Here is a 26,405-nt window from a genome sequence, read left to right on the forward strand (position 1 = left end):
GAACCGGCATTTTTTGCCGGTTCTTCTTTTTGTTGCCTTATGATTCCTCTACTTAACAAGGATAGGAAACGTAAACGCTACAACTGCCGCCCACACCCCATACACGGGCAAATACTTCGTAACGGCATCTTGGATCGCTGTAGGACCTGTTTGATTTCGTAGAAACCGTAGATAAGATAGCATGATCCAAATGAGATTAGCCCAGATTAGCAGGTTCACACCAAGAACAGCAAGTCTGTTCGGTGAAATCCCGTAAGAGGAAAGCCTGAACACGATCGCGGATAGGGCTACACTATCAACGATGAGCGCAAGAACAATGAGGCCTAAGTTGATATAATCAGACAGGTTCTTCCTCTCTTCTGTTCCGCTTTCAGTTATGGAAAAAATGGTGACAGCCAAAACACTAAGAAGCACGCCATTGAAGGAGAGCAGAAAATCGCGGTCCATGAAAGGATTTTTCCCGACCCAGATAACCGTGATCAGATACACCAATAGGGTTGCCAATACGAGTGGACTAAAAATTTTCGCTATATAAGGTGCAATATTTTTAGCAATTCTAAGATTCCGTGCTACGAGATAAGTACCAACAATGGAGAGCGCGGCTGCACCAAATAATACGACATTTTTGAAATAGAAATCGCCAATATCCATACCAACAAAACGAAATAGCTGCATTGTTAGTCCTGTTAAAAGCATGCCGCTAATGGCCATGATCGCATAGAGTATCCCGAATTCCCCATTAAACTTCAGATAAGCTAACCTAGTACTCCCTTTCCGATAGTCATTTCCTGTAAAAGCTAGCCCCACAACTACCCATAAGAAAATGGGAAGATGAATATAAGCCAAGATCATACTGTCCGTTTGCTCGAGTGGCAGTATATTCAGATAGACACAAGAGATTAGGAATAATGCGCCAAGCGTGTAGAGCACATTTCGGTTAGGACGATTATTCGTTACAAAATAGATCGCCATGATGGGCAGAATACCAAATGCCAAGTTAATTGGGGCAATCGTTTCTTGTTCCACAAATTGAAAAATAATCCTTGTGAATAACCCTGCCAATATAGCTAAGATCCCCATGAAGATAAAATTTTTCTGAAACAGGGGCGCTTTTTCTGTATGTACGCTCTCCTTGAAATGCAATCTTTCGTGCCAAACGGCAAGCACCTCCGAATGAGGGTTGTGTTGCCATGCGGCTGTGAAAGACTGTTTAAAAGCATCGGGATCCTGTCTAAACATTCTCTCTAGCTCGTGGGGATTCGTCATATGTTCGATAATCCGATTGTTGATGTCCACGGTTATACCTCCCTCTCATCTTTGTCACTTTCGTCAATTTGATATTAACTCACAATTTATCGTTTTGCAATATATAATTACCGAATATAACGATATAATTGTCGTTATGTAGAAAAGGCAGCCAACCCACTGGGTCAACTGCCTTCTGATGTAATTATCCTAGTGTTCGTTTCTTAATCAAGCTGATCTGTCCTCTATGGTTGATTTCATCTTCCATGACGTGGAACCACATAAAATAATGATTAGCTTGCTTTTTATACCAAAACTCTTCTTCTTGATATAACCACTCATCATCAACGGTCTTAAACAACTCAAACGTACGATTCCTGATTTCATTTAAGGTATTTACATAATAATCGATCGCATTCCCTTTAATCTTTTCACGACCTTCATCACCTAGATTGATCGCGGCTCCCCAGATGAGCATCTCTTCTTCATTCAAATCTCGCTTTTCAAACGTTTCAACTTGATAGGCGTATTCGACCGCTGCACAATGTGATAATAAGGCACCGATGGAATTGCTTTTCGCGTCTAACAAGAAATCCAGTTGCTGCACAGTTAAATTTTTCGTCATTTCTAAGGTGACATATCTGGCATAGTTCATCATCGATAGTAACCGACTAACTTGGGGTGTATAACCTGGTATATCCGTAATGAGATAAATATTGTTCATGTTGATCATATTTTCCTCCGGCATGGTAGTTGTTCAGAACGGCCGTAACGCCCGACTTTTAGTAATTCGCGAAAGAACTCTACGTTCCTGCTCTCTAACTTCCTTCCTCGAAAACTTGAATAGACAGTAATTTCCCATCTGCTATATTTTCCTCAAACGTTATTGGCACTATGCTGTTTGGAAAAGGCACTTCTAACCGCTGCGCACGAATTTTTTCATTGCTTTGCTCCGAAAGCTTCTTACTTTCATAACCACCCTGAATGCCAGCTTTAGACAGCAGTTCCAGGGACTTCTGGACATCGGCACCTTGATATCGGTTACGCAAGTTGTCGGTCCAAGTCTCGTCATTCCAATCTGGTGCTTTCACGATAATGCCAGATCTCCGCATCGTACCTAGCACCATGTTGACCATGTGACCGTCACCTTCCTGCAGCGCACAAGCTAGCATAAGGTAAGCGCGGTTCATCGTACCTATAATATTAAACTCATTTTTAGCCGCCAACAATTCGAATAGATTCTCTACTCGCTGATCTGCCGTTAACCAATAGGCATGAAAATCCATCGGATTTACTTGACTTGTTGCCGGGATCAAATACTTCCCATCCTTCGATACACGGAACACCTTGGAGACATCAAATCGCGTCGGGTATTGCAAGACAAACACATGCTTTCCGTTTTCACTTACCATGATTTGTACGGACAATGGATCCCGAGGCCGCGCCTCACCTGGAAGGATCGTGGAAAAACCATGTAAACTAGAATAGTAGTTGCTGCCGTCAGCGGCGGTCTCCCTAACAAGGCGATACATCAAACGACTCTTCTTAACAACCGACTGAGCAGTTTCATACACCGAGTTTCCATTCTTGATACGGACTTCCTCATTGATTTGCCACGTGATGTCGGCTATCCCTCGCAGTTCATCAGGCTTCGATTTCGATAAATCCGGCAGTTTTATTTCCATATGGTAACCGTTGTTCTGCCATTCATAAGCAGTATATTGTTGCTGGGATGCGTGGAAGACATCTGAGAAGGTATTGGAATAAGCAACGCCTTCGAGCCGCTCTTTACTCCCCCAATCAAACGCACTTAAGTGCTTGCCCACAGCAGTGAGGCTACCTGTTGCAAGAAGCACTGGCACAAGCAGTACAACGAGAATGTTTACAATTCTACGTGTTCGGACCTCATCCGATAGCAGTTCTGAAGCCGGTCGGCGGTCTAGACTCAGTTTGACAGAGAGGTGACTCATAAACGAACCAATTAACCAGGTCCCTATGAATGAGTAAGCTATTAAGGGTACCACAAATCCCCAAGGGGCAGCCCAAGTCTGCAAGGAGCTGATTACTAACGTGCACAGCATCGTAAACAACGCAAGCGGCAGCATGGAGGTAAAATAGCGCCTAAATAGCCGCGGAGCTTTCCCTATTGCCTCATGGAAAGGAATATCTTGAAGAACTATCAAATACGGTGTAAGTGAGTACAACATGATTGTAATTATCAAGACGAGACCCAAAGGAAAGAAAACTGCAGCAAGGACGAGAGTCAACACGCTTATTACGCCTTGAAATAACGACCAAGCGATCATATCGCTGAAGTACCTGCATCCACAAGCAAATAGCGGGACGACCTTACGGTTCAGAACCCATCCTTTCAAACCCCCAAGGTACATGCCTCGAACAAAACTTTGCAATCCCATGACAGCCAATGAAACCAGAATGGCTGTGATTCCCCATACGTTTGTCCCTGCCTGAAGATACGTATATGGGATTTTCAGGTCCTTAAGCGAAGGCATATATAACGGAATCGTTGCGTTAAATCCGACGTTTCCCATAGCAGCCGTTGTCGATACCGTTGACGGAGAATAGGGAAACACGGAAAACCCCCAGTATAAGCCAAGACCAACTAGTGCCGAGATCAGTACTTCAAACACCATCACCACAACAATCAAACGTGTGTAGGCCATCGTTACCTCCTCTTTGTATGATCAAAGCTGTGTACCGCTAACCAAATCATATAGGAAATTAATGGGAAACCAAGTGCCAATTGACATAGAAAAGGCTGCCCTCCCTGGGCAGCCTCTCCTACTTAATGATGATGGTCATTACATTTACATTTGCAATGCTTAAACGGATCGTGCGGAGGTTTGAACTTAGGATTAATCTTATCTGGACCAATTTCTTTAATCAGTTTGCTAATGGCTTTATTGATCCTTCTCTCTCTCTCGGATTCTTCTGGAGGCTTAGGTCGGTCACAACACGGACAAGCAGGTACCTTCTGCAACGTATGATTCGGAGCATGACTGATGCTTGCTGTTTGCCCGGATGCACTTAGACTTACGGTAGCCATTTGGATCGTTGAGTTCTCCAGCAGCATTCGGCTCTGAAGTGCAACTGTAGCCTGAGCTTCATTAATGAAAGGCGCGCTCGCTGGGACGAAACCGTTCATCAAGTTTTGCGGATTATTATTATGGTCATTCCCTGGGTTCGATGGATCATTGATTGTAAAGCTGTTGGAACTATTGCTTGTAAACCGCCCGAAAAGCGCGTGTCCAGCTTCATGCGCTAACAGATACGAATCGGCCGCATTGTCCGATAAGACTGTCTGTCCATAAACGCCATAGTTATTTGTGTTATTAAAATTTATGATCTGGGGTCCGCCATTTCCTACCGCACCAGAGCTCAAATTACCGCCGCTTACGTAAACAACATAAAGCGCAGTCGCATTGTTGTTTACCGTTCTTGCTTGTAAAATTAGCGATTGCACCCTTTCATCATTCACACTCGAAACCGTATTCGATGGAATCGTTACATCTGAGATGTAATACTCATTCAAGGAAACAAAGTTTATATTACCACGAACGCCTGGGAAAAATCCGGTCCCCCATGCTTCAGTTGCACGACTAAGATCGCTTTGTACTCTAGCTCTGCGCATTTCAAACGTATCGCTAGATCTTGCCCCCCTAGTAAAAATGCTAACAACAGAAACAGTTGCCATTATCTATCTCCTCCTAGTATCTAGTAGCTCTATCTACTATAGGAGATGCAAAACGATAGAAAATCGTGTGGACAAATTAAACGGGGGATTCGTTTATTTTTGCCCCTTATTCTAGCAGTTGGCGAACCATTATCTAACTCGATATTGCTCAAAATAGGTTGGGAGAATCGTAGTCGAAGCTCCTGGCATCTGCGGCAACACATAGTGTCCATCTATCACCGTAGCAGGCTCCTCGAAGATATGTCGAATCCATGGAATGTACTCCAACATGATGGCACTCGGCGTCGCAGCTACAAGATGCTGATGAATTTGTCCCATATCGCCTACGTGCGGACAGATCGGCACATCATAGGATGCCGCTAAGCCCGCTACTTGTAACCACTCTGTAATCCCACCTACGCGGGTAACGTCAACTTGACAATATTCAATCGCACCTTGATGAATGTAATCACGGAACGCATATTTATTATACACATGCTCGCCAAGTGCAATGGGAACATTGAGCTCGTCTGCTAGCTTCTTATGCCCCATAATATCATCCGGATTCAATGGCTCTTCTAGCCAGAAGAGATCGAATTCTTCTAGTTTTTTGCCCCAAGTCATCGCCGTATTGATATCCCATTGTTGATTCACATCGATCATGAAAATAACCTCTTCACCGATCGCTTTTCTAACCGCTTTACAGCGAAGATAATCCTCACGCGGATCGGGCTTACCGACCTTAATTTTGACACCTGTAAAGCCTGATTCTACGATCTCCGTTACATCCTTGAGCAACCGATCTTGCGACCAGTTCAACCAGCCGCCATTGGTATTATAGGCTTTAATCGGTTTCGTCTTCGCTCCCCCAAGATACTGCCAAAGTGGTTTATTGGAGGCTTTCGCCATGATGTCCCACAGGGCAATATCCACAGCAGCAAGCGCCATGTGTGTCACGCCTGCTCGACCGATCCAGTGCATCTTGCCAAAACGCATCTCCTCCCAGAGTGCTCTGACCATGAAAGGATCTTTGCCAATCAAGAGAGGTGCATAGTAGTTATCAATGGTATCCACGATCATCCCATCACCATTGGCACAAGTCCCTGTGTAACCATAGCCAACAAAGCCTTCATCTGTATAAATCCGAACGCCTGCTAATCCCCAATGAGTAGCTATGTTAATTGCATCTGTTATCGGGGGTGTAATCGGTACATGCAAAACAAAACTCTCAACTTTCGTAATTTTCATGGCATCCATCTCCTTTGTTGTAACTATCCTACCTTAGCAAATAAAACCTCGGGTTCGTTGATGTGAATGGCTTAAGTGCTGTAGTAAAGCATCCTCTGCCATCACAGTATCCCTTGCCATTAAGCCTTGAACGACTAGCATGTGTTCATTCCACTCATCCTGTAATAGTTGCTGTTCCATTCCCTTCTGGAAGAGTGATGAATAACGTTGAATGCGATCAATATACACATGAATCAGGTTTCTTAGTGCCAGGTTGTCACAATATTCTAGTATCAAACCGTGCAAGCTCTGGTTCATCTCTGCGATTAAGGCAACTTTGTCCTCATCTTCGGCAGGATGACTTGTCGACCATATTTTCATTTGCTGATCTAAATTAGCAATCTTCTCCTCTGGAATTTGCGGCAGCGCTTTGCGAATCGCTAATGATTCCAGCTCCTTACGGATTTCATACATATCATCCAACTCTTGCATTGAAATCTGAGCCACATACATCCCCTTGAAAGGCACCGTATACACCAATTCTTCCGCCATTAACCGTGAGAGTGCTTCACGAATCGGAATATTGCTCACTTCAAGATCACGGGCCAACTGATCAATATTAATCTTTTCACCGGATGGGATGTCATGCTGAAGGATTTGTGCCTTTAATAACGTATAGATTTCATCGGTCAAAACATAACGGTTTAAGCCTTTTTTCATCGTAGCCACCTTTTCTTTTACCTCATATCATAAATCATACACGATTTATGATTCGAAATAAATAGTTAATTTAACGATACATACAACTACCGATTCTGATCGCGGTATGCTCGTGGTGACTGACCGTGCAACTTGTCAAACAATTTCGAAAAATAATGCAGGGATGAAAAACCGTGCTTCTCTGCAATTTCCGTAATCGTCAAACTTGAAAAAAGGAGATCTTCCTTAGCCCGATTAACTCGGTACTGTGTAACATATTGTGTCGGTGTCATTCCCGTAGCCTGTTTAAATAGGTCAAAAAAATAACCGCGACTTATACTTAACTCTCGATAGTAAGTCTCAAAAGGTTGCAGTTTTCCTTGTACCAGATCCTGATCCAATCGCTCGAGCAATTTAGACATGTAAAGATTGGGGATGTGTTCTTTTTTCAAGGCAAACGTCAAATAAAACTCGATAAACTGTTGGAAATTACTCTGTATTCGCAAATTACGCATGTATGTCCGATCATTGACATACTGATTGTCCGTGTAAAATTTCTCGAAGAAATCCACCCACACCCGAAGCTTTTCCACGTTTAAATGGACGGGCAAAACATAAGGAAATTCAGGTCCAATTAAATGAGAAATTAACGTCTCCGAATGAAAACAAATTTTGGCTGGATAAGAGAAGTGCGTTTGTCGATCTATATAGGCCCAATCAAAATAACAGCAGACGTGGACCATCGGGTCATCCCGATCAGCAATCCAATGGTGAAGCTGCCCCGCCGGTACGTATACGAGAGAACCCACTCCCGTTTCATAGGTTCGGCCTCCTGTGTGAAGGGTCCCCTTCCCTTCACTTATCAGGTAGAGTGAAGCCACATAACTAACCCGATTGTTACTTGACTGAGCCTTGGAGAACGGATACCGAGTAGCATAGTAGACGTATGGATGGATATCTGCAAAGTTCAACCTTGATCACCGTCCCATCCTTCATGTAAATGAATTTCATATGACGATTGTACAAAGATTTGACGATCTTGCAAATACAAATCACACCGAACCTTGTAATGTTTATCGTATAAATAACGATCTACAGGGAGGATGTACGATGTTAGACAGCAACTACTTACTGACTGATGAACAAATGCTCCAGTTTATTACCAAGGGCTTTTTAGTACTGCAAAACGACTTACCCTTTCAACTTCATAATCGTATTATGAAGCAGATTCATTATGTATTGCATAATGAAGGGAATCCAGGAAATAACATACTCCCTCGTGTGCCAGATATTCAGCAGCTATTTGAGACACCGATTGTCAAAGGGGCCTTGAGCAGCGTTCTCGGTCCTGACTACTACATGCATCCTCATCGCCACTGTCATTACAACCGACCGGGGAGTGAAATGCCTGGTGGTGGACAATGGCATAAAGATGGGTATTGGTCCGCCATGCGCAGCCATCGACCTTGGTGGGCTATGGTCTTCTATTACACGCAAGACGTTACGGAGGAGCTTGGACCTACTGCCATCATGCCTGGCAGCCAATACTACGAGAAATTCCTTGGTGAACGAGGCGAGACCTACTTGCCCACAGGTAAGGCAGGTACGATGGTTTTAGTCCACTTTGACTTGTGGCATAAAGCATCCCTGAATATCTCAAATATAGATCGTTACATGCTCAAATTCCAGTTCCTCAGACTGCAGGCACCTACGTCGCCAAGCTGGAATCATCAACAGAAAGAGCTGCTTATTCCGGAGGGCTTACCCGCTGTCCATAAGACGTTGTGGCAGGATGTGTGGCAATGGCTGCGTGGAGATGATGCGTCTAAGCAAGTTCGTCAAGTAGCTTCTGAGGAGCGACTAGTTGCCTTACGGCAACAGCTTGAAAATGAAGATCCCTTCAATCGCGGATGTGCAGCCGATGAATTAGGACTACTGGGTGTGGAGGCCGCTTCCTGCGCGTCATCCCTAGCTCCGCTAGTAAACGATCACACGGAAACGACAGCTCTGAATGCAGCTTATGCGCTCGGGCAACTTGGCACTCCAGGAGTGGGAGCCTTGATACAGCAGATGACAGTGGGCTCGAAACTAGCAGCAGAACGTGCAGCATACGGGCTGCACGGAGCAGGCGTGCAAGCAATTCCCCAGCTGCTCCGCATGTTGCATCATGAAGATCAACATCGGAGAGCATTGGCGGTTTTCGTGCTCGGCATGATTGGTTCATCGGAAGGCGAAGTGGTATCTTCGTTGATCTCTAGCCTTCACGATGAGAGTGAATGGGTACGTCGACATGCCGTTGAAGCATTAGGATTACTTAAACATCCTGGTGAACATGCCGTCTCCGCTATTGCAAAAGTATTGCTGGCTTCTTTACAAGATGAGCTGAATGCTGACACGCTTCATAAGGAGTCCACTAAGCCTAACGCCAACTTTCAACCTTACATTACGAATAAAATCGGCTATGCCGCAGCACTTTCCCTCCTGCGTATCGGCCAAACTGGGCAAGTGGATCAAGTGGATGAGACTGTTCATTCTCTTGAACAAGCACTGCGCAGTAAGGATCGCTATGTTAGAGCTTATGCCATGGAAGCACTATCGCATCTGCGAACGGAGGAAGCTGTCGATATCTTAATTCGATTTATTCGCTCTGCTCGCTGGTGTCCAGATACAAGCAAAGCAAGTACGTTCTAGATCGTCCAACGCACAAGAGGCTGTTCAAAAAGTCTAAATCGACTTTGAACAGCTTCTTCTTTGTGCGCTGTAAAATAGCTAACGCAACGAAAGACTTATAAGAGTTCCTTCAGCTTACTTATTGCTTCGACATAATAATAATCACCATAAATGAGTGCACCATTCTCAACCGCTGTGCGCTTATTGTTACCGGGATGGAAGGCCGCTGTCGCGTTGGTCAGAATACACTCATCCGAAAGATCCCAGATTGCACATTTTTCATCGAGTGCTTTAAGAATGAATAGGGCCGATTGAAGATACAACGCCTTTTCTGCTTCTGGCACAGCCTTGGCAATTTCAATTAAGCCGCACGCGGTAATAGCTCCTGCACTGCTATCTAGCAACGGAGATTCTTGCGGCTGTCTATAATCACACAATGGCACGTACCCCGTGAGTGGTAGGCAGGCTAACACATAATGTGCAATTCGTTTGGCTGCGTGCAAATACTCTGGTTTTTGTGTCCAGCTGAATGTTTGCGCGAAGCCGTATATCGCCCAGCTCTGACCTCGCGACCAGGACGAACCGCTCTCATAGCCTTGTCCTCTTGGATTATCCAGGACTTCGCCTGTCTCCTTGTCAAAGCTAACAATATGATTCACCGAACCATCTTCTCGGATAAAGGCCTTTATTGTCTTGTCTGCGTGTTGAATACCGATATGCTTAAAGCGATCATCCTTACTTTGTTCAGTAGCCCAGAACAACAGCGGAATATTCATCATGCAATCGATAATAGCCCAGCCTTCTGTGCCTTCTCCATTCCAAGCACGGATGTAGCCGCCTGCTAGATTGTACCTGGCGGAAAGTACATTGGCTGCAAGCATAGCGCGTTGTCTTGCTTGTTGATTACCTGTAAGATCGTAGTTCAATACACTTGTTAACAACCACATAAAGCCTACATCATGATGTAACTCATCGTAACTGTGGAGAACCTGATCTAATTTTTTCTCAATACTTTGCGCATATTGCTTGTACTCATCGGTATTCGTGTCTTTGTACAGCTGCCATAGAATGCCAGCCCAGAATGAATTGGTCCACCAGGAAAGTTCATCATGCCAATCATCATAGACCCCGTTATTCGTCGTGTGCGGGAACCCGTCTTGAATGCGGGTAGAGGTCTTGGCTATTTTCGCAGTAATTCGATCCCATGTCCCTTGAATGTAAGCTTTATTCTCCTGTAAAATCGCTTTCATCTTGTTGCCTCCCTGAACAAATCTGTTTGAATATGCTAAGTATAGCGAGAATCGAAGTTTCTACCTATGGTAGACTTTGCGTGATACATTGCAAAAGTTGCTTTTTCATTTTGCCTTTTATGATATAGTTAACATATTAAATCTTAGCCACCGAGGGCCGCTATGAATGAAATTCTTACCACCATCTCCTTGCTAAATAACGCATTTAGCTACATCCACTCCATTACGCAAAGTCCTCATGACAACCAACACCACACTTATACGTTGGATTGCTACGAAATCTATTATTTAATCTCTGGCAATGTCGATTATCAAGTAGAAGAGATGACGTACTCCCTCAATCCTGGGGATCTATTAATTATTAATAATAGGGAAATGCATCGTCCTTATTTTACGAGTGATGCTAGCTATGAACGAATCCTCATTTTTTTCACGCCGGAATTCTGTCAACATTATCAGCAGATGAACTATCCCATTTTGCAATATTTTGAACGCAAAAAGCCCGGAAGCTTTAATCGCATCCCGAGCAAGCTAGTAGAACAACTAAGCGGCTATTTCACGGAGATTGAAGAACATAATCGTAATCAGCAACCAGCAAGTCAGGTGCTCATTGAATTAACGTTTATCCGACTCCTCATCCATCTTAATGAGCTGATCGCCACACATCTGCATACTTTTGAGCTTGAGGGCAACTATCATGCCAAAATTGAACATATCGTCACGTATATACATAATCACCTATACCAGCAACTGACACTCCAGCATATTGAGGAAGTCTTCTATATGAATCGCTATTACTTCTCTCATCTCTTCAAAAAAGTAACAGGGTATAGTTTTAAACAATATATCATTCATAAACGCATCGCTAAGGCGATTGAATTACTAAAGTTATCCATTCCACCAGCAGAAGTATGTAAAATGACAGGCTTCGAGGACTACTCTAATTTCTATAAGGCATTTAAGAAAATTACTGGTGTTTCGCCGAAGGGATATTCATAGAAAGTGAGGCTGTCTCCTCTGCCTCCTCTGCTTCCCGAATATATAAACTCTACTTCGCGCCAGCAAGTCTTAATATCTGCTCGATTTCAGTAAATCGATTTCGTTTCGCATGCTGAAGCGCGGTAACGCCGTCCCGATCAGCTATATGCACGTTGGCACCATGTTCAATGAGAAGTCGGGTGATGTCTTGATACTTGGGTCCGCCATTGGTGAGAATAGCAACTTCAAGCAACGCGGTCCAACCCAAATTGTTAATGTGGTTGACATCCACATCAGTCGTTGTAAGCAGCACTCGCACATTTTCCAAATGTCCTTTTTCTGCTGCAGGGATGAGCGCATTCCCCCCGTAACGGTTCGTCAGCTTCGTATTGGCCCCAGCTTCAATTAGGAGCTGTAAAATAGAAAGAAGCCCTTCTGCTCCAGCGTATAGAAAAGGGTTATCCTGCATGGCGTCCTTGATATGGATATCGGCTCCAGCATCAATTAATAGCTTTACAATCGCTGGATTGTTGGCATGTGTGGCTGCCATAATGGCCGTCCTACCTCTGTTGTCCTGCTCATTCAAGTTAACACCATTGCTCAGGAGTTGCTGTACTTGCTCAATGTCACCGCGCTCAACGGCAGCTATCAATGATTGACTCATCTATGTATCTACCTCCCTTTCAAAAATGCCCCGCCATTCCATTATGCCATAATTAGAAGTGTTCGATATACATGTGATACACTGCTTCTCCATCCTCGAAAAGTCAGAACCTAAAATAGATGCGAATCTGCATCTTTTTCCATTAGATAAGTCACAATCCATTAGGAAAGATGCGAATATGCATCTTTTTTCACCCCACTCAGCCTTTTTATGGCATATCGGTAGAAAAGGATGTATTTTTGCAGCAATTCTTCGATAAATAGTCTATTCTCCTTAAAAAAGATGTATTTTTGCAGTTCTCCGCTCCAATCGCTTAATAGCACCAAAAAGCCCGCGTTTTACGCGGACTTCATCCCTTTCCGTTGCAGCTTCCAGGAACAACTGGCATAGTCCCCTATTAGAACAGGGACATTTAATCCGGCATACATCAGCATGTACGAGCCGCAAGACGAATAATTAGGCTTTGGTAATCTCCTTTGAGAGCAGGTAACACATATCCAACTCGCTGCAGATAGTCACCACCGAAGACGTCCCCCTGGTCACTTCCCCCGATATGTCCTCCGCTTAGAAGTCGGTAGTTGAACTTTTCGTCCAACCCGTTAAGCCGCAGTCTTTTTATTTGACCCGCAACCGCAGCCTGTACCTGGAAATAGAACACTACGGCTTCCTTACGATCCTCTGTTACAAACATCCACGCAGCTTCTCCTATTTCAAATGGGTTTAACAAGCGATAAAAGTCGCCAAATTGCACAATACTTCTAATTTCTTTGTAGAGGGCAACTTGCTCGCGAATAGCCAACTTCTCATCTTCATTTAGCTTGGTTAAATCGAGTTGATACCCGAAGGATCCTGACATCGCAACATAACCGCGGGTCTGCAAGGGGGACATTCGGCTAATTTGATGATTGGGCACTGCAGACACATTCGCGCCCATGGTCACGGGTGGATAGACCAAACTAGTACCGTATTGGATTTGCAGACGGCTTACCGCGTCAGAGTTATCGCTTGCCCATGTTTGCGGCATGTAATAAAGCATGCCCGGATCGAAGCGACCACCGCCACCTGCACAGCTTTCGAATAAGATATGGGGAAACTTCGATGTGATTCGCTCGAGTGCTCCGTACAAACCAAGCATGTAACGATGCGCCGTCTCACGCTGCCGTTCTTTCGGCAGAAGCTTGGAGCCGATCTCTGTGAAATTGCGATTGAGGTCCCACTTCACATAAGCAATTGGGGCGCTTTCCAGCACGCTGCACACGGCCTCTACAACGTACTCAACAACGTCGTTGCGAGATAGATCGAGAACTAATTGGCTTCGACTTTCCGTACGCCGCCGATCAGGTACATGTAAGCACCAGTCGGGATGTGTACGGTAAAGGTCACTGTCCGGCGAAACCATCTCCGGCTCGAACCAAAGTCCCAGCTGCATACCTTGCCTTGCAATGCGATCAGCGAGATCCTGCAGCCCGTCTGGCAGTTTGCTCGGATTCACAACCCAGTCACCCAGTGACACGTTGTCGCTGTTGCGTTTGCCGAACCAACCGTCATCTAACACGAACAACTCCATGCCAAGACTTGAACCTTCTTTGGCAATGTGCTCCAGTTTATCAGCATTGAAGTCGAAATACGTAGCCTCCCAATTGTTAATAAGAATCGGCCGTTCCTTGTGTCGGTATGAGCCACGGCAAAGTCGATCACGGTAAAGACGATGATAGATACGGGACATTCCACCCAATCCTTGAGCAGAGAATACTAACACCACCTCTGGTGTTTGGAAGAATTCCCCTGGCGAGAGCAGCCAGCTGAAATCAAATGGATTAACCCCCATCTGTACTCTCGTTGTAAAGAACTGATCTACTTCCGCGTGTGCAAGAAAGCTGCCGCTATAAATGAGACTAAATCCGTAAACTTCTCCCTGGTTCTCATCCGTCCCTTTGGATAGCAGCGCTACGAAAGGATTCTGCTGATGACCGCTCACACCGCGTCTGCTTTCTACCGTATGACCACCTGGCGTGAGCTGCCTGCGATAAATCGCCCTTTCCCGAAGATGTGCACCAGACAAATGAAGGAAATCAAAGTCAGAATGGGGCAAATCGATACTCATTGTCAACACGCGTTGAAGTCTCAGCAGTTCGTGGCCACTATGAACAAACCTTGCTGAACGAGTGATTGCATCATACGAGGCGTAGACGGTGTAGGTCAGAAACACAGACAATCCGATCTGTGCATCATAGAGCTCGATCTCCAGCGTCTGCGCTTCCTCCTCCGCTTCCACATAAGTTGCCGGCAATCCCTCCAACGTGGGTTTCCCATTCATTATGCGGTGCGATCGGTATGTCAAATCAGTGACGGAAGTGCCATTTGCAAGCAGTACTTCAAAGGCTGGAGCACGGAAATCTCCAGCGCCGTAGGCAGGAAATTCCTGCGGAATTGTATCTGGAGAGTACGCAGGTTCAGAGGGGTCGGGACGAGGCGAGACTGTACTGCGAGCGCGAAGTTCTAGATTCCTGTGAAGGTTATCTGTGCGCACCTTTTTTCCCCAATACGTATGTGCAAGCAGTCCCCATTGGGTGACTTGAAAAGCATAACTTGTCTGTGCAGTCATGAGATGGAACAACTGATGGGCTTCATCGTACAGAATAGGCATACCAACACCTCGCAAGTTAGAAATCATTATCCCAACAAAGTATCACGTTTCCTCGACTTGAAAATAGGTTAAATTTGTAAGGAAACGTGTCTTTTCCTATGCTGCTACAGAAAAACTGTGCATTTTAACTGTATTCTAAGAAAAATGATTGTTCAGACACCAAAGAACCTGCTTCAGGGAGAAACAGGCTCTACATTAAATTGCTATTCTTTTATTTCTCCGAACGTTACTACCGCTTAAATAACGTCGGAAAATACACATTATCAAAAGGCTGTCCATGATAAGGACGCGGTCCGAGCAATCGAATGTTGGAATGATGTTGAATACCCGAAAGATACGACGTGCCGCCCGGCATGACGTGTGCAACAATGGATAGGCGAGCCTCGTTCGTTTGATTGGCACCTGATCCATGGAACGTGAGTCCATGATGGAAACTCGCTTGCCCTGCTTTTAAGATACACGGCTCCTCTACCCATTCACGCCCGCCAGCGTACTTCTCCTTGAGCTCATCCATATTCTGATTAAAGAAGGTATTACTGTCTGGAATGAGTCCCCATTTATGCGACCCCAGGATAGTCATCATACCACCATTCGTCAAATCCGTATCCTGAAGCGCTATCCAGACCGTAATCATTTCACTTGTACTGCTGCACTGCCAATAGCCATAATCTTGATGCCAACCTACATTTCCTGAGCTCGTTTCTTTGTTCCCTACACCTGGCTTTAAGATGACTTGATCATGCCAAAGTCGTATCTCATTAACTTGAAGCAGATCGGCCACAAGTTCTCCAATGAAAGGATCCGTTACGGTATCCCGAATGTCGTCGTTAATCCACCACCCATTATCCAGCTTCCGTAGCGCATCGGGATTAACTGACGGTCGATATGGATTCATTGGCATCCCATCTCCGTCATAATCACCAGACCAGACGCGATCATGCGCTTTGCGAAGTCTTTCAATTTGGTTGTCATCCAAAATCTTTGGGCTAATCCAATAACCGTCTCTCTCAAATGTTGCCTTATCCGCTTCCGTTATTTTATACGTTTTCTGAGCTTGAATGGCCATATTCATCCTCCCTTTCATCTTCAGATCTATTATATATCGCTTGAATATGTCTTGACGTTCCCCTCCTTGCAGAGTAGTATCAGAAACAATTAGACTATATTCTGTACAAAGGGATGATGTCATGGCGCCTGCCGCCAAGCACCGTTGGACGTATAATCGCGAGTATCAAGAGCCAATTGAGGCTGTTCCTGAGTTGCTTGTTTTCGGATTTGATGAAATTAACAGTGCGCTTCGACTTGGCTACCATGAACATCATGGTTACGAATTTGTTTTTATTGAACGTGGGAAAGCAAGCTGGGAGCTAGCTAATCGAACCTACGAAACAAAAGCTGGTGAAGTGTTTCATACACGGCCTGGTGAAATTCATCGAGGTGGTTTTAATGTGATTGAACCTAGTCGCTTCTGGTGGTTTATCCTCTCCCCTCCCTCGGAAGTTGACTGGCTTTGCTTACCTAAGCATGAGATTGCAACGATTCGAACAAAGCTAGATCAGTTGCAGCGGATTGTACATACCGGCATTCAACCCCTAGCTGCTTTGCAACGGTTAAAAGATGCCCTTCAAGCCTCCAGTCCTTTACGTTCTACGGCTATTCGTCAAGCGATCGTTGAATTGCTGCTTCAGATTCTCCAGCCCTCTCAAGAAAGTGGTACGCTCTCTCCTGATCTCGTTCATGCATTCGACTCCATGATCAGAAAAGTGGATGAAGAACCCGATTGGCGGCCAACAATTGAGGAAATGGCAGAATTCGCGTCTATTAGTCCTTCTCACTTCATGCGAACATTCCGACAGTACACTGGCAATACCCCGATGGCCTTTCTAGAACGACAAAGGATTAAACAGGCGTGTGTTATTCTCACTCATACCGACAATTCGGTTCTGACCATATCGACGAATCTGGGGTACGCATCCAGCCAACATTTTGCTACCGTGTTCAAAAGAATAACGGGCGTTACGCCGCTGAATTGGCGCAAAACAAACAGTCCTTTGGGTATATAAGCGAAAGAAGCTGTTACCAAAAGTCTAAATTGACTTTTGGCACAGCTTCTTTCATTTCTCTACTTAGTTCCCCCAAATCGAGTTCAAATACGTATCATTTGGCATTGGCGGCATGGTTGGATTCGTAGCGGACATAGTCGTATCCACTGTCCAAGCACCGCTGGCTGGCTGCTGGGAAGCCTGATAAGCATAGCTGGTTTTCGTGTTCGTTGCGGAAGTCCATGATGCCGAGCCTATTCCACCAATGATCACGGAATCTAGTGCTACAAAGTTCGTACCGTTGCCATTGAATGCCGCTGTCCCTGCTTCCGTAGATCCTCCAGCAAGGAAAGGATAGCGGCTTCGAGCCACGCTCCCCGCTGCAAGATAACTATGCTCGAGGACCAATCCGTTCAAGCTGCCTGTCTGAATGGCGCAATTGTTACTGGAGAAGATCGCAGAATCGCGGATTGTCATATTCGTATAGGCCCCTGCACCAGCGAATTGCATCGTATCCGTATGTGGCTTCGGTGTGGTAGCTGGATTAAAGAAATGCGGCGCAAGATAGATGCCGTCGAAGCGCCACCCGTCAATAGGGCCGGAAGATACAGAATAGAAATCGGAGGCATCCCCATCGACGACTTGAGAATCCGGCATAACGACTTCGCTGAATTCTACCAGGGATGTTGTCTGGTTTGCGATACCGTACCCTGCCAACCAACGGGTTACTTTGGTCCAAGCCAAGGCTGAGCGGTCACAGCCTTCCAGCTTGATTTGGTCAGCCATCAGTCCAGCGAAAGCCACACTGCGCACATTCTTAATCAAAGTTCCTCCCGTAATGGTCACAGTTCCATAACCGTCACGAGGAGCTACTGTAATGCGCTTCGTCCATGACGAAGAACCAAGATTTTGTAGAACTGGCGTATTACCTGAACCGGCCCCGTTGCCCGTCAATGTCCCAGGAGCGACACGGATCAGAACCCCTGCTGCTGCCTGCTCAGGCGTCACGGCCGCAATTGCCGTGCTGATTGCCGACCAAGAGTTGCTAACATCGACAATGTTCGTTACCGTGGTGTCGTACATAAAAGGCGTAGGAATTAGCGACGGCCAGTGCGTACCGTTTGGTCCAAATGAGGCATCGCGATCTGGCTCTTCACCCGGGTCAGGACCTGGATCCGTCGTCCCTGACGGTGCATAAACCTCTAATTCATAGATGGAATAACCATACGTTGTTGCAGGAGTAATCCCCTGCACGCGCACATATCTGGCTGTGGCTGCTGCTGCAAGTGTAATGGCATCAACGCCGCCATCACCACTCGTAGTTGAATACACATCCGTCCAGGTGGAGGCATTGCTGGATAACTGGATTTTAAAGGCCGCAGCGTAGGATGACCCCCACTGTATTGTCACGCCGCCTACATTTTGCGATGAGCCCAGATCGACATACAACCATTCGCTGCTTGAATAGTTCGAGCCCCAGCGGGTAGTCGTACTGTCACCGTCCGTAGCTTTATTGGCGGCTAAAGAGCTATTCTTCACAGAACTCGCGACAGCTGTTTTCCCTAGTGCCAAGTTACTGGACGCATAAGCCGGTGTTTCCCATCCCGGAAGTAAACAAGCCAGTGTAAACAAAACAACCAGACAGAAAGCGAACATCGACATATTCTTTTTCATGGAATCATCTCCTCGTACGCTGTCCTTCATAGACTAGCGTGTTTTATCAAACATTATGCTGCCAGCAGTCGCTTCACAGCCTTCAGGGCTTTGATACTTTGACAATCATCGTATCGCTAGATGTGGCACCCGCATCGTTCACAAGTTCACCACGATACTCATACGTACCTTTTACTTTATTCGTTAAAATGGCCACAGCGGATTGAGCGTTTGGTGTATGCGCAGTCAATGCTTGTGAATAAACGAGTACCCCATTTTCATACAAGTTATATGTCGTACCATTGGTTCCCCACCACATGTTCATGTTAACGTTGTAATTGCCGTCACCATCCCAATTATCGTTAGCAAGAACTGGTTTAGCAGGAGCTGCATGTTTGACTGTTACCGTTAAATCTGCGCTTTTACTCGTACCGAATTTATTCGTGAGTTCAGCATGGTACTTATATGTACCATTCGGCTTGTGGTTTATGGAAGTTACCGCAGATTGTGCGTTCGGCGATTTGTCCGTAAGAACTTGTGTATCCATTAACACATCATTCTCATAGAGTTTGTAAAGCGTGCCATTATCGCCATACCACATATGCATGGTAACATTGTACTGACCATCCAATAGACCCGTATCCTGCCCATTGTCGTCTGAAAGCACGATAGTACCTGGTTTGGCAACAGCTAAGCCTTGAGGCTCAGGTTCCACTTCCCGCAATGGAATTAGTGACGGCTGGCTAATCACATTTTCCCAAAGCTCCTTCAGCCAATCGTAACCCACATTAGCATCAGCGGTGAATTCATCGCGAATGCCAAGTGACTTCCCTTTCGCATAACCGGAATACCCATTTACCGCTTTGTAGATGAGATCAGTACTCCCAATTGCATATCGAGATTGGATCAATGCAAGATCATCTGGCGAACCCGATGCAGCAACACCATAATAATAGGCCTCCAGCAAACTAAGAATGCTGTTATTCCAGCCCCTTGTCACATAATCGAGATCGCTTCGAATTCCATTAGCATCCACCGAGTCAAATTCCTGCGCCATACCCATCATGCCTACATTCGGCAATCCTTCCGGGTTAAGGACGAAAGCACGAACCGTATCGTTGCTGGATAACTGTGCTTTTACTGTTTTGTTGTACATAATCAAGGCGCGATCTTTCATCCATTCAAACGGTTGATCCAACGTGTGGCCTCTAAACGTAAATTCATTCTTCACCGCTGCCTCGAGCGCAGATTTGCCTGTTTGACGGAAAGTCCACGCAATGCTGGAAAGTCCTGCTGCCTGAAGCTTGCTCATAAAGTTGTCGTAATCGAAACTGAGCAGGAACTCATTCGCCTTGTCTGCCCCGCCTAAATAACGAACCGTTGCTAGCGCACTGGCAATAGCGCCTTCCACATAATTGGGATTCCATCCTTTGTTGAAATTGCCCAACTGATCGATTCCCGTCGAGAAATTGTTGTCATCATCATGTCCCCAATGCGCCGCTACCAAATGCGCTTGCATGATGAGGTTGATTTTGACTTTCTCCTCCGAGGTCAGCTCGTTCCAGACTGCTGGAATCGTCGAAGCGAGATCGAGTGCTTGAATTGCGAGTGATGTTGCTGAGGTATCCAGTGAACCGGACGCGCCAGGCTCCCGCTTGCTTCCGGGTACGAGCATATTGCGAATATGTGCCAGAATCCGATCCTTAATTAACGTACCGTCGCTGCCCTTATAGGATGGGTCATATAAAGCAGCCGTCGTCAGATACATCAGGGCGGTACCGCTTCGCAGGCTGTGCGATGTCCACTCTAGACTTAGCTGATATTGCAACAGCGGCTCGCGAAGTGCGCTGTCGATCAATTTGTGACTGAACGGGAACGTATGCAGATCTTGTTCCAGAGTGGTTGTCGTCACGATGGCACTTGACTCCGAAACCTTATTCGAGACGTCGGTTGCCGTCACGTAATAGCTGTATTCGCTCAGCGGTGCCAATCCCTCATCCACATAAGCAGTGAGGTTTGTCGTTCCTAGCAACACGCCATTCCGATAAACAGAATAAAGCTTAATGCCCGAATCGTCTGTGGAAGCTGTCCACGATAAGCGAATAGCCTTTGAGGATTGTGCCTCCGCTGTGAATTGTCCAGGCGAGCTTGGCGGCTGTAGATCGATCAACTCTGTTCCGTATACATTCATTTCGGAAAGCGTGACCCGATCGTTTGCACTTGCGAAGCCTACACGACCAGTCGTATACTGAGATTCCTCTGCTTCACCGATATAATCAGCGTCTAGATACACACGGATGATCGAACCTAGCCGGTCAATCCTTAATTCCTGTGCCGTGCCAGGCTTTAGCAGGCCTATGTTAAAATCCTTGAGTTGAACAAGCGAATTGTTTACGACACGGAAAATCCCGTTAGTCGCATCATCATTGCTCTTATTCAAGGAAACAAAGCAATAGTTCTTCTCATCTACGTAGTTGAACACAATAGCTAGATCATCCCAATCGCTGCGAGGTGTCACCATGACCTTACCGGTCCAGACGAAGTCACCTATCAACGGAGTCTGATGAACAATGACGTTGCGGAGCGGATCAGACCCTGCGCTCGCATATGTCGTTAAAGCGAGATTGCCACTTGGCGTCTCCCACACGCCTTTGCCATCTGAATTCACACCCACAGTCCAAGCAGCCAGATTGAAAGCACCGCTTGCAATTGAAGTTACCTGTGGCAACGCTGGTGGACTCAGTTCCGTCACTACGTTCAACGACGGGCCCGACGTCCAATTCCCCTCGCTGTCCCCAGCTTCGATACGGAAGTGATACGAGGTTGAAGGTGTTAATCCTGTGAGCGAAAGCGACAAAGTATCACCGCTTAAAGTACGCATAAGATTCTCCCCGTCAAACAATCGATAGCCCGTCACATCCTCATTATCTAAGGCTTGGGGCCAAGTTAGCATTGTCTTCGTCTTAGACGTACCTGTCGCTGTAAGCGTACTTCCGACAGGCCACGTAGGGATATTTACCCCAGATGGCGGACGTACATCTACGTTGAAATGGGTTGTTCGGCCTTCGGCAGTCAAGCTAATTTGCTGCGCTGAGGCTGGCGCGCTGCTATCAAAGCCGCTCACTGAGTAAGCGGTCAATGGCGTCACCGAGCCATCTTCATAATGCCCATTGACGACCAGACCCGCCAGATCCAGCTTATCACCCGGATAATAGACCGTTTTCAGCGGCGGATTGACGACTTCAATGGCAGTCAGGGGCAATTGAGTCGTCCTCAGGACAAGCCGCGGTTCTTTGCCCACGCCTGCTGCATTCTGCTCCTTAGAGGCAAAAGTGATTTGCTGACCGTGCACCTGTCCTAAGAAAGCAAAAGACAAGGCTTCATCCTGCCAATGGGACTTTACATACGCTGTCACATCGAAATCATAGAACTTGGTAGCTGGTCCTACCGTGACGACAGCTAGTGGATCTGCCACATTGGCAGGCGCATTATTCCACGTAATGCCTAGCTCCTGCCAGGAATTATCATTGACCGGATACACACCTACGCCGCCGGTTGTTCCCGTCGTATCGGTTCGATAAACTTGGAGCGTGACGCTGATTACCTTCTGAGGATCCCGGATGCCTAGGTCTGCCAGCGCGAACCTCGTATAAATTTTGCGGTTTGTATTGCTGTTGTTATCCCTCTTCAGAACAAGTAGATCCCAACTGCCATAATTGGTGTCTGCCCTTGAGTTCAGGGTATAGGCATCAGCTGAAGGCTTTACCACTACCTCTTTGTACACGCTTTCATTAATACTTGTAGTGACACTGCTGTGCGGACTAGCATCGCCATCACTTGCAGCATATGATGTAGAGCCGATCCCAGGTGAAAGCAATCCAAGCATCATAACCCATATAAGACTTATTGCCATTGTCCTTCTCATCCTCATTTTCCCTCCCATGCTCATTTTTGGTGGCGTTTATTGTACTACCGGGCTGCGCAAAATACACAGCCCGGAAATAAATTGATTGATCAGCCTTTTTTATAGCGCAAGTAAGCCTCATTCTTAATTTTTAGTACTTCGTCAATTCCTAGTGTTTTGAGTTGTTTGACGAAATCGTTGTATTTGGCCTCAGGTGATTCAGCACCCAACAACCACTTCTGCCCCGTCTCCACACGATACGTTTCAATTTGCCCTTCCAACTCTTTCAAGCGCTCTTGTTCTTTCACTGTAAAGTTTAAGTTCGGCACGCTAACTTTCTTAATATACTTCGCGTTATACTCATCAATGGAAGATAGTACGCCTTCTGGGGTATATTGCTTCTCATAATCAAAATTCTGATAGAAGCCGATTTCTTGTTGAGCCCCCATCTTTTGCAGATTGAGCAGCACATTCCCAGTGTCCAGCAGCGACTTCTTGAAAACCGGTTTGCCGCTTACCATGTCATAAGTTTGACCTTCCAAACCGTAATTCGCCATTCGACGTCCTTCCTCACTGAACCAGAAATCCATGTACTTAATTGTTTCTAATTGATTCTTGTTAGAACTGGCAATTCCCCAGCCGGATGGACTCACTGTGGCACGGTAATCGAACCAGGACACATCCCCGGTCATACTAGCTACTGGCGGGATTGGCGCAAGATTCACAGTAGGTACTTTATCCTTGGCTTTCACATTGTAACCATACGTACTTGCAAACCAGTCATGCGTAGAACCACCGAGGTTATCTGATAGCATAACCAGCCTAGTGTCGCCTTTACGAGTGAAAATTTCTTTGTCGATTAGCCCTTCCGAATACCACTTAGCGAGGTTCATCATTCCCGTTTTGTAAGTAGGGTTGATCGGATCATAGACAACGGTATCCGTTTTCGGGTCTACTTTGTAGCCCGTACCAGCATCCCATAGGTTAAGCAGCGAGTACACGCCAAAGGATTGACGATTAAAATAAGGAATCTCATCTTTCTTACCGTTTCCATTCGGATCGTTATCTCGGAATGCCTTCAAAACACTGTAGTACTCATCTGCCGTAGTCGGCTTTTTGAGTCCCAGTTTATCGAGCCAATCCTGGCGAATAAACCAACCTGTGGAAGCTGCTCCATCTGGAACGAAAGAGATATAATAGATTTTGCCATCGGCGGAAGTCAAATATTTACGAACGTCCGGACGACTGTCCAAGAACTTCTTGATGTTTGGCGCGTTTTTATCAATTAAATCATTAAGCGCAACAAGGCCGCCCTCGCCGCCAAGCTTGTTGGCATCTTCTTTCTTACTAAAATGAATAATATCGGATAGCGTTCCTGACGCCAGCATCAAATTGTAAGCTTCAGCACTGTTGGTCAGCGTTTTGGAGGCGGTTCCTTTTAAGCTAACATTCGTTAATTCCGCTGCTTTTTTGAAGACGGGCCACTCATCATTAAATACCTTATCCCCGCCACCGCCGTTCCCATAGTGCATATGAATGCTTAACGTAATCGGTTTGGAGCTCGCTTTAGTAGATTGCGGATTTGCCGGAGCCGCCGATGCGGATTGCGGTGAAGCCTGTGTAGAAGGAGAAGCTTGCGTCTGTTCCTTCTCTGATGAACAACCTGTAATTATACTAACTAGTGCAGCTGCTGCTGCTGCAGTCTTCCATGCTTTGCGTTTCATTGACATGCAACCTCCCTAGGATTGTATAAAATGAGTATGATATAATTTTTCTACGACTTGTGCCTATCGAGGAGGCACCACCTCCCTTAAGATGCAGTTTGCCTGCTGCTTACCCCTTGACGGAGCCCACCATAGCACCGGCGGTAAAATATTTTTGAATAAAAGGGTACACCACAATAACTGGAATAATCGCGATAACAATCGTTGCGTAAATAACGGTTTCTTGAGAGAACAGCACGGTCGTATCGGTGGTAGCCATCATGCCTTCCGTTGGATTCATAGATACGACTAGTCTGCGCAGAAGCACTTGCAACGGAATCTTGCTCTCATCTTGGATCAGCACCATGGCCCAGAAATAGGAGTTCCAAGTGCCCACTGCATAGAACAGTGAAATGGTAGCCAGTGCAGGCTTGGATACGGGTAAATAGATGCGGGTTAAAATTTGAAAGTCTGACGCACCGTCCACCTTAGCCGCCTCTTCCATCTCTTCTGGTACGGACTGGAAGTTCGTTCGCAGCAGGATGACCAGAAAGGTTGTTACAGCAAAAGGAATCAAGAGTCCCCACCTACTGTTCAACATGCCAAGCTCTTTGATTGTCAAGTAGAAAGGAATCATGCCAGCATTGAATAGCATCGTAAATGCGATGAAGAAACTGATCGGGGTTCTGCCCATGAATCTTTTTTTGGATAATGGATACGCGCCCATAATGGTGAAGGCCATCTGTATACAGGTTGCAGCTACCGTGTAGAATACTGTGTTACCGTAGGCTAGCCAAATGCCCTGCTCTGTCAAAACTTGCCTGAAAGCCTGCAATGTTAACTCTTTGGGAAACAGCACCACATCTCCAGATAACACGGCATTTGAGGAGCTTAAGGAGGCTGAGACGACATACAGAAATGGATACAAGGTGGCTGCAGCCAAAAGAGCTAGAAATAGATAATTGCAGATGCTAAAAATCTTTTCGCCAGGTGTCAGAAATTTCATAGGTCATCTCCTACCATAAACCGCTTTCGGTATATTTTTTACTTAATTTGTTCGCACAGATGACCAATACCAGACCAACAACTGAATTGAACAAACCTACGGCGGTACCGATATCATAACGTCCATCTTGCAATCCAGTCCGATACACATACGTGCTAATCACATCGGAAACCTCATACGTAGAGGGCTGATACAATAAAATGATGGCCTCATACCCGACATCCAACAAATTGCCGATTTTTAAAATCAACATAATCATGATCGTCGGCATAATACCTGGCAGGGTTACGTGCAGCACTCGCTTCCATTTGTTCGCCCCGTCAATGACAGCGGCTTCATGAAGTTCTGGATGAATGCCAGAGAGTGCAGCGATGTAGATGATGGATCCAAACCCTACTTCACGCCATATATTCATGGAGATGAAGATCGTTCGAAAATATTCCGGTACCACCAGAAAGTACAGTTTTTCCAGACCCAATTTCGCTAACAGCAAGTTTACAATGCCATTGGTCGGAGATAAAAAATTAGTAACAAATCCCGCTACAATGACAATGGATATAAAATGCGGCAAGTAAGTGAGCGTCTGTACGGTACGTTTGAACAGCATGTTCTTCACTTCATTCAACAGCAAAGCCAATATAATGGGTGCCGGAAAAGCGAAAATCAAACTGTATAGAGAGATCAAGATCGTATTTTTCAACGTTCTTAAGAAGTAGGGACCTTTGAAAAAAGTTACAAAATTATCAAAACCTACCCAAGGACTTCCAGATAGTCCCTTGTATATACTGTATTTTTTGAAAGCCATTTGCAACCCCAGCATAGGATAATACTGAAAGACAAGGTACCAGGCGATAAAAGGAACAATAAGTAAGTAAAGGAAACGGTCTCTTTTTAGATTGCGCAGTATTCTGTGACCTGATCTCGCTCTCGCATGTGCTCTTGGTTCCCATATTGCTGTTTTCATACTCATGGACAATTCCCACTCCTTCTCGTTCTCTTGTTGCTTGGTTCTCACGGTTGAAG

Annotated in this window: 19 protein-coding genes; 3 read left to right on the plus strand and 16 right to left on the minus strand. The window is 45.8% G+C overall.

Annotated elements, in window-relative coordinates:
- Nucleotides 1-48: 48 nt before the first annotated feature.
- The 7 genes from J2736_RS08370 to J2736_RS08400 all read right to left on the minus strand — a co-directional run bounded on the left by J2736_RS08370 (nt 49) and on the right by J2736_RS08400 (nt 7,836).
- A complete protein-coding gene (locus J2736_RS08370; protein WP_310225385.1) occupies nt 49-1,296 on the minus strand; it encodes a DUF4153 domain-containing protein in 1,248 nt (415 codons plus the stop codon).
- Nucleotides 1,297-1,450: 154 nt separating this feature from the next.
- Entirely contained in the window at nt 1,451-1,978 is a 528-nt protein-coding gene (locus J2736_RS08375; protein ID WP_397340266.1) for a DinB family protein, read from the minus strand.
- 85 nt (nt 1,979-2,063) lie between these two features.
- The gene (locus J2736_RS08380) at nt 2,064-3,929 is read right to left on the minus strand and encodes a hypothetical protein (protein ID WP_310225390.1); all 1,866 of its coding nucleotides are present in this window, start codon (nt 3,927-3,929) and stop codon (nt 2,064-2,066) included.
- A gap of 122 nt (nt 3,930-4,051) precedes the next feature.
- Nucleotides 4,052-4,960, minus strand: coding sequence for a hypothetical protein (locus tag J2736_RS08385; protein ID WP_310225393.1), 909 nt, complete (start codon nt 4,958-4,960; stop codon nt 4,052-4,054).
- 129 nt (nt 4,961-5,089) lie between these two features.
- Complete coding sequence (locus J2736_RS08390; protein WP_310225394.1) at nt 5,090-6,187, minus strand: mandelate racemase/muconate lactonizing enzyme family protein; 1,098 nt, start codon at nt 6,185-6,187, stop codon at nt 5,090-5,092.
- A gap of 33 nt (nt 6,188-6,220) precedes the next feature.
- Entirely contained in the window at nt 6,221-6,886 is a 666-nt protein-coding gene (locus J2736_RS08395) for a GntR family transcriptional regulator (protein ID WP_310225396.1), read from the minus strand.
- 86 nt (nt 6,887-6,972) lie between these two features.
- Nucleotides 6,973-7,836 carry an AraC family transcriptional regulator gene (locus J2736_RS08400; protein ID WP_310225398.1) on the minus strand — a complete coding sequence of 288 codons (864 nt, stop codon included), beginning with the start codon at nt 7,834-7,836 and terminating at the stop codon, nt 6,973-6,975.
- A gap of 139 nt (nt 7,837-7,975) precedes the next feature.
- Between J2736_RS08400 and J2736_RS08405 the strand changes: the two genes are divergently transcribed.
- Nucleotides 7,976-9,556 carry a HEAT repeat domain-containing protein gene (locus tag J2736_RS08405; RefSeq protein WP_310225399.1) on the plus strand — a complete coding sequence of 527 codons (1,581 nt, stop codon included), beginning with the start codon at nt 7,976-7,978 and terminating at the stop codon, nt 9,554-9,556.
- A gap of 95 nt (nt 9,557-9,651) precedes the next feature.
- Here J2736_RS08405 and J2736_RS08410 read toward each other — a convergent pair whose 3' ends face one another.
- On the minus strand, nt 9,652-10,785 hold the full coding sequence (locus J2736_RS08410) for a glycoside hydrolase family 88 protein (RefSeq protein ID WP_310225401.1): 1,134 nt from the start codon (nt 10,783-10,785) through the stop codon (nt 9,652-9,654).
- A 162-nt stretch (nt 10,786-10,947) separates the two neighbouring features.
- Here J2736_RS08410 and J2736_RS08415 point away from each other — a divergent pair, with 162 nt between their 5' ends.
- Entirely contained in the window at nt 10,948-11,784 is an 837-nt protein-coding gene (locus tag J2736_RS08415; RefSeq protein ID WP_310225403.1) for a helix-turn-helix domain-containing protein, read from the plus strand.
- A 49-nt stretch (nt 11,785-11,833) separates the two neighbouring features.
- Here the strand turns inward: J2736_RS08415 and J2736_RS08420 are convergent, their stop codons facing one another.
- The 3 genes from J2736_RS08420 to J2736_RS08430 form a co-directional block, all read right to left on the minus strand.
- On the minus strand, nt 11,834-12,427 hold the full coding sequence (locus tag J2736_RS08420; RefSeq protein WP_310225405.1) for an ankyrin repeat domain-containing protein: 594 nt from the start codon (nt 12,425-12,427) through the stop codon (nt 11,834-11,836).
- 427 nt (nt 12,428-12,854) lie between these two features.
- On the minus strand, nt 12,855-15,074 hold the full coding sequence (locus J2736_RS08425; protein ID WP_310225407.1) for an alpha-galactosidase: 2,220 nt from the start codon (nt 15,072-15,074) through the stop codon (nt 12,855-12,857).
- 229 nt (nt 15,075-15,303) lie between these two features.
- Complete coding sequence (locus J2736_RS08430) at nt 15,304-16,140, minus strand: phytanoyl-CoA dioxygenase family protein (RefSeq protein WP_310225408.1); 837 nt, start codon at nt 16,138-16,140, stop codon at nt 15,304-15,306.
- A gap of 121 nt (nt 16,141-16,261) precedes the next feature.
- Between J2736_RS08430 and J2736_RS08435 the strand changes: the two genes are divergently transcribed.
- Nucleotides 16,262-17,137: a helix-turn-helix transcriptional regulator gene (locus J2736_RS08435; protein ID WP_310225412.1), complete on the plus strand. Its 876-nt coding sequence runs from the start codon at nt 16,262-16,264 to the stop codon at nt 17,135-17,137.
- 63 nt (nt 17,138-17,200) lie between these two features.
- Here the strand turns inward: J2736_RS08435 and J2736_RS08440 are convergent, their stop codons facing one another.
- The 5 genes from J2736_RS08440 to J2736_RS08460 form a co-directional block, all read right to left on the minus strand.
- On the minus strand, nt 17,201-18,790 hold the full coding sequence (locus tag J2736_RS08440; RefSeq protein ID WP_310225414.1) for a discoidin domain-containing protein: 1,590 nt from the start codon (nt 18,788-18,790) through the stop codon (nt 17,201-17,203).
- Nucleotides 18,791-18,872: 82 nt separating this feature from the next.
- Nucleotides 18,873-22,682, minus strand: coding sequence for a CBM96 family carbohydrate-binding protein (locus J2736_RS08445; protein WP_310225416.1), 3,810 nt, complete (start codon nt 22,680-22,682; stop codon nt 18,873-18,875).
- A gap of 101 nt (nt 22,683-22,783) precedes the next feature.
- On the minus strand, nt 22,784-24,397 hold the full coding sequence (locus J2736_RS08450) for a type 2 periplasmic-binding domain-containing protein (RefSeq protein ID WP_310225418.1): 1,614 nt from the start codon (nt 24,395-24,397) through the stop codon (nt 22,784-22,786).
- A gap of 109 nt (nt 24,398-24,506) precedes the next feature.
- Nucleotides 24,507-25,382: a carbohydrate ABC transporter permease gene (locus J2736_RS08455; RefSeq protein ID WP_310225420.1), complete on the minus strand. Its 876-nt coding sequence runs from the start codon at nt 25,380-25,382 to the stop codon at nt 24,507-24,509.
- A gap of 10 nt (nt 25,383-25,392) precedes the next feature.
- The gene (locus tag J2736_RS08460) at nt 25,393-26,397 is read right to left on the minus strand and encodes an ABC transporter permease (protein WP_310225421.1); all 1,005 of its coding nucleotides are present in this window, start codon (nt 26,395-26,397) and stop codon (nt 25,393-25,395) included.
- Nucleotides 26,398-26,405 lie beyond the last annotated feature (8 nt).

The sequence above is a fragment of the Paenibacillus qinlingensis genome (assembly GCF_031455095.1).
Classification (GTDB): Bacteria; Bacillota; Bacilli; order Paenibacillales; family NBRC-103111; genus Paenibacillus_E; species Paenibacillus_E qinlingensis_A.

Bases quoted from the DNA above. Each gene is read 5' to 3' on its own strand.
- J2736_RS08445 (WP_310225416.1), bottom strand. From the start codon at position 22,682: ATGGCAATAAGTCTTATATGGGTTATGATGCTTGGATTGCTTTCACCT.
- J2736_RS08405 (WP_310225399.1), top strand. From the start codon at position 7,976: ATGTTAGACAGCAACTACTTACTGACTGATGAACAAATGCTCCAGTTT.
- J2736_RS08420 (WP_310225405.1), bottom strand. From the start codon at position 12,427: ATGAGTCAATCATTGATAGCTGCCGTTGAGCGCGGTGACATTGAGCAA.
- J2736_RS08435 (WP_310225412.1), top strand. From the start codon at position 16,262: ATGGCGCCTGCCGCCAAGCACCGTTGGACGTATAATCGCGAGTATCAA.
- J2736_RS08425 (WP_310225407.1), bottom strand. From the start codon at position 15,074: ATGCCTATTCTGTACGATGAAGCCCATCAGTTGTTCCATCTCATGACT.
- J2736_RS08430 (WP_310225408.1), bottom strand. From the start codon at position 16,140: ATGGCCATTCAAGCTCAGAAAACGTATAAAATAACGGAAGCGGATAAG.
- J2736_RS08375 (WP_397340266.1), bottom strand. From the start codon at position 1,978: ATGATCAACATGAACAATATTTATCTCATTACGGATATACCAGGTTAT.
- J2736_RS08450 (WP_310225418.1), bottom strand. From the start codon at position 24,397: ATGAAACGCAAAGCATGGAAGACTGCAGCAGCAGCAGCTGCACTAGTT.
- J2736_RS08415 (WP_310225403.1), top strand. From the start codon at position 10,948: ATGAATGAAATTCTTACCACCATCTCCTTGCTAAATAACGCATTTAGC.
- J2736_RS08455 (WP_310225420.1), bottom strand. From the start codon at position 25,382: ATGAAATTTCTGACACCTGGCGAAAAGATTTTTAGCATCTGCAATTAT.
- J2736_RS08390 (WP_310225394.1), bottom strand. From the start codon at position 6,187: ATGAAAATTACGAAAGTTGAGAGTTTTGTTTTGCATGTACCGATTACA.
- J2736_RS08380 (WP_310225390.1), bottom strand. From the start codon at position 3,929: ATGGCCTACACACGTTTGATTGTTGTGGTGATGGTGTTTGAAGTACTG.
- J2736_RS08410 (WP_310225401.1), bottom strand. From the start codon at position 10,785: ATGAAAGCGATTTTACAGGAGAATAAAGCTTACATTCAAGGGACATGG.
- J2736_RS08440 (WP_310225414.1), bottom strand. From the start codon at position 18,790: ATGAAAAAGAATATGTCGATGTTCGCTTTCTGTCTGGTTGTTTTGTTT.
- J2736_RS08385 (WP_310225393.1), bottom strand. From the start codon at position 4,960: ATGGCAACTGTTTCTGTTGTTAGCATTTTTACTAGGGGGGCAAGATCT.
- J2736_RS08395 (WP_310225396.1), bottom strand. From the start codon at position 6,886: ATGAAAAAAGGCTTAAACCGTTATGTTTTGACCGATGAAATCTATACG.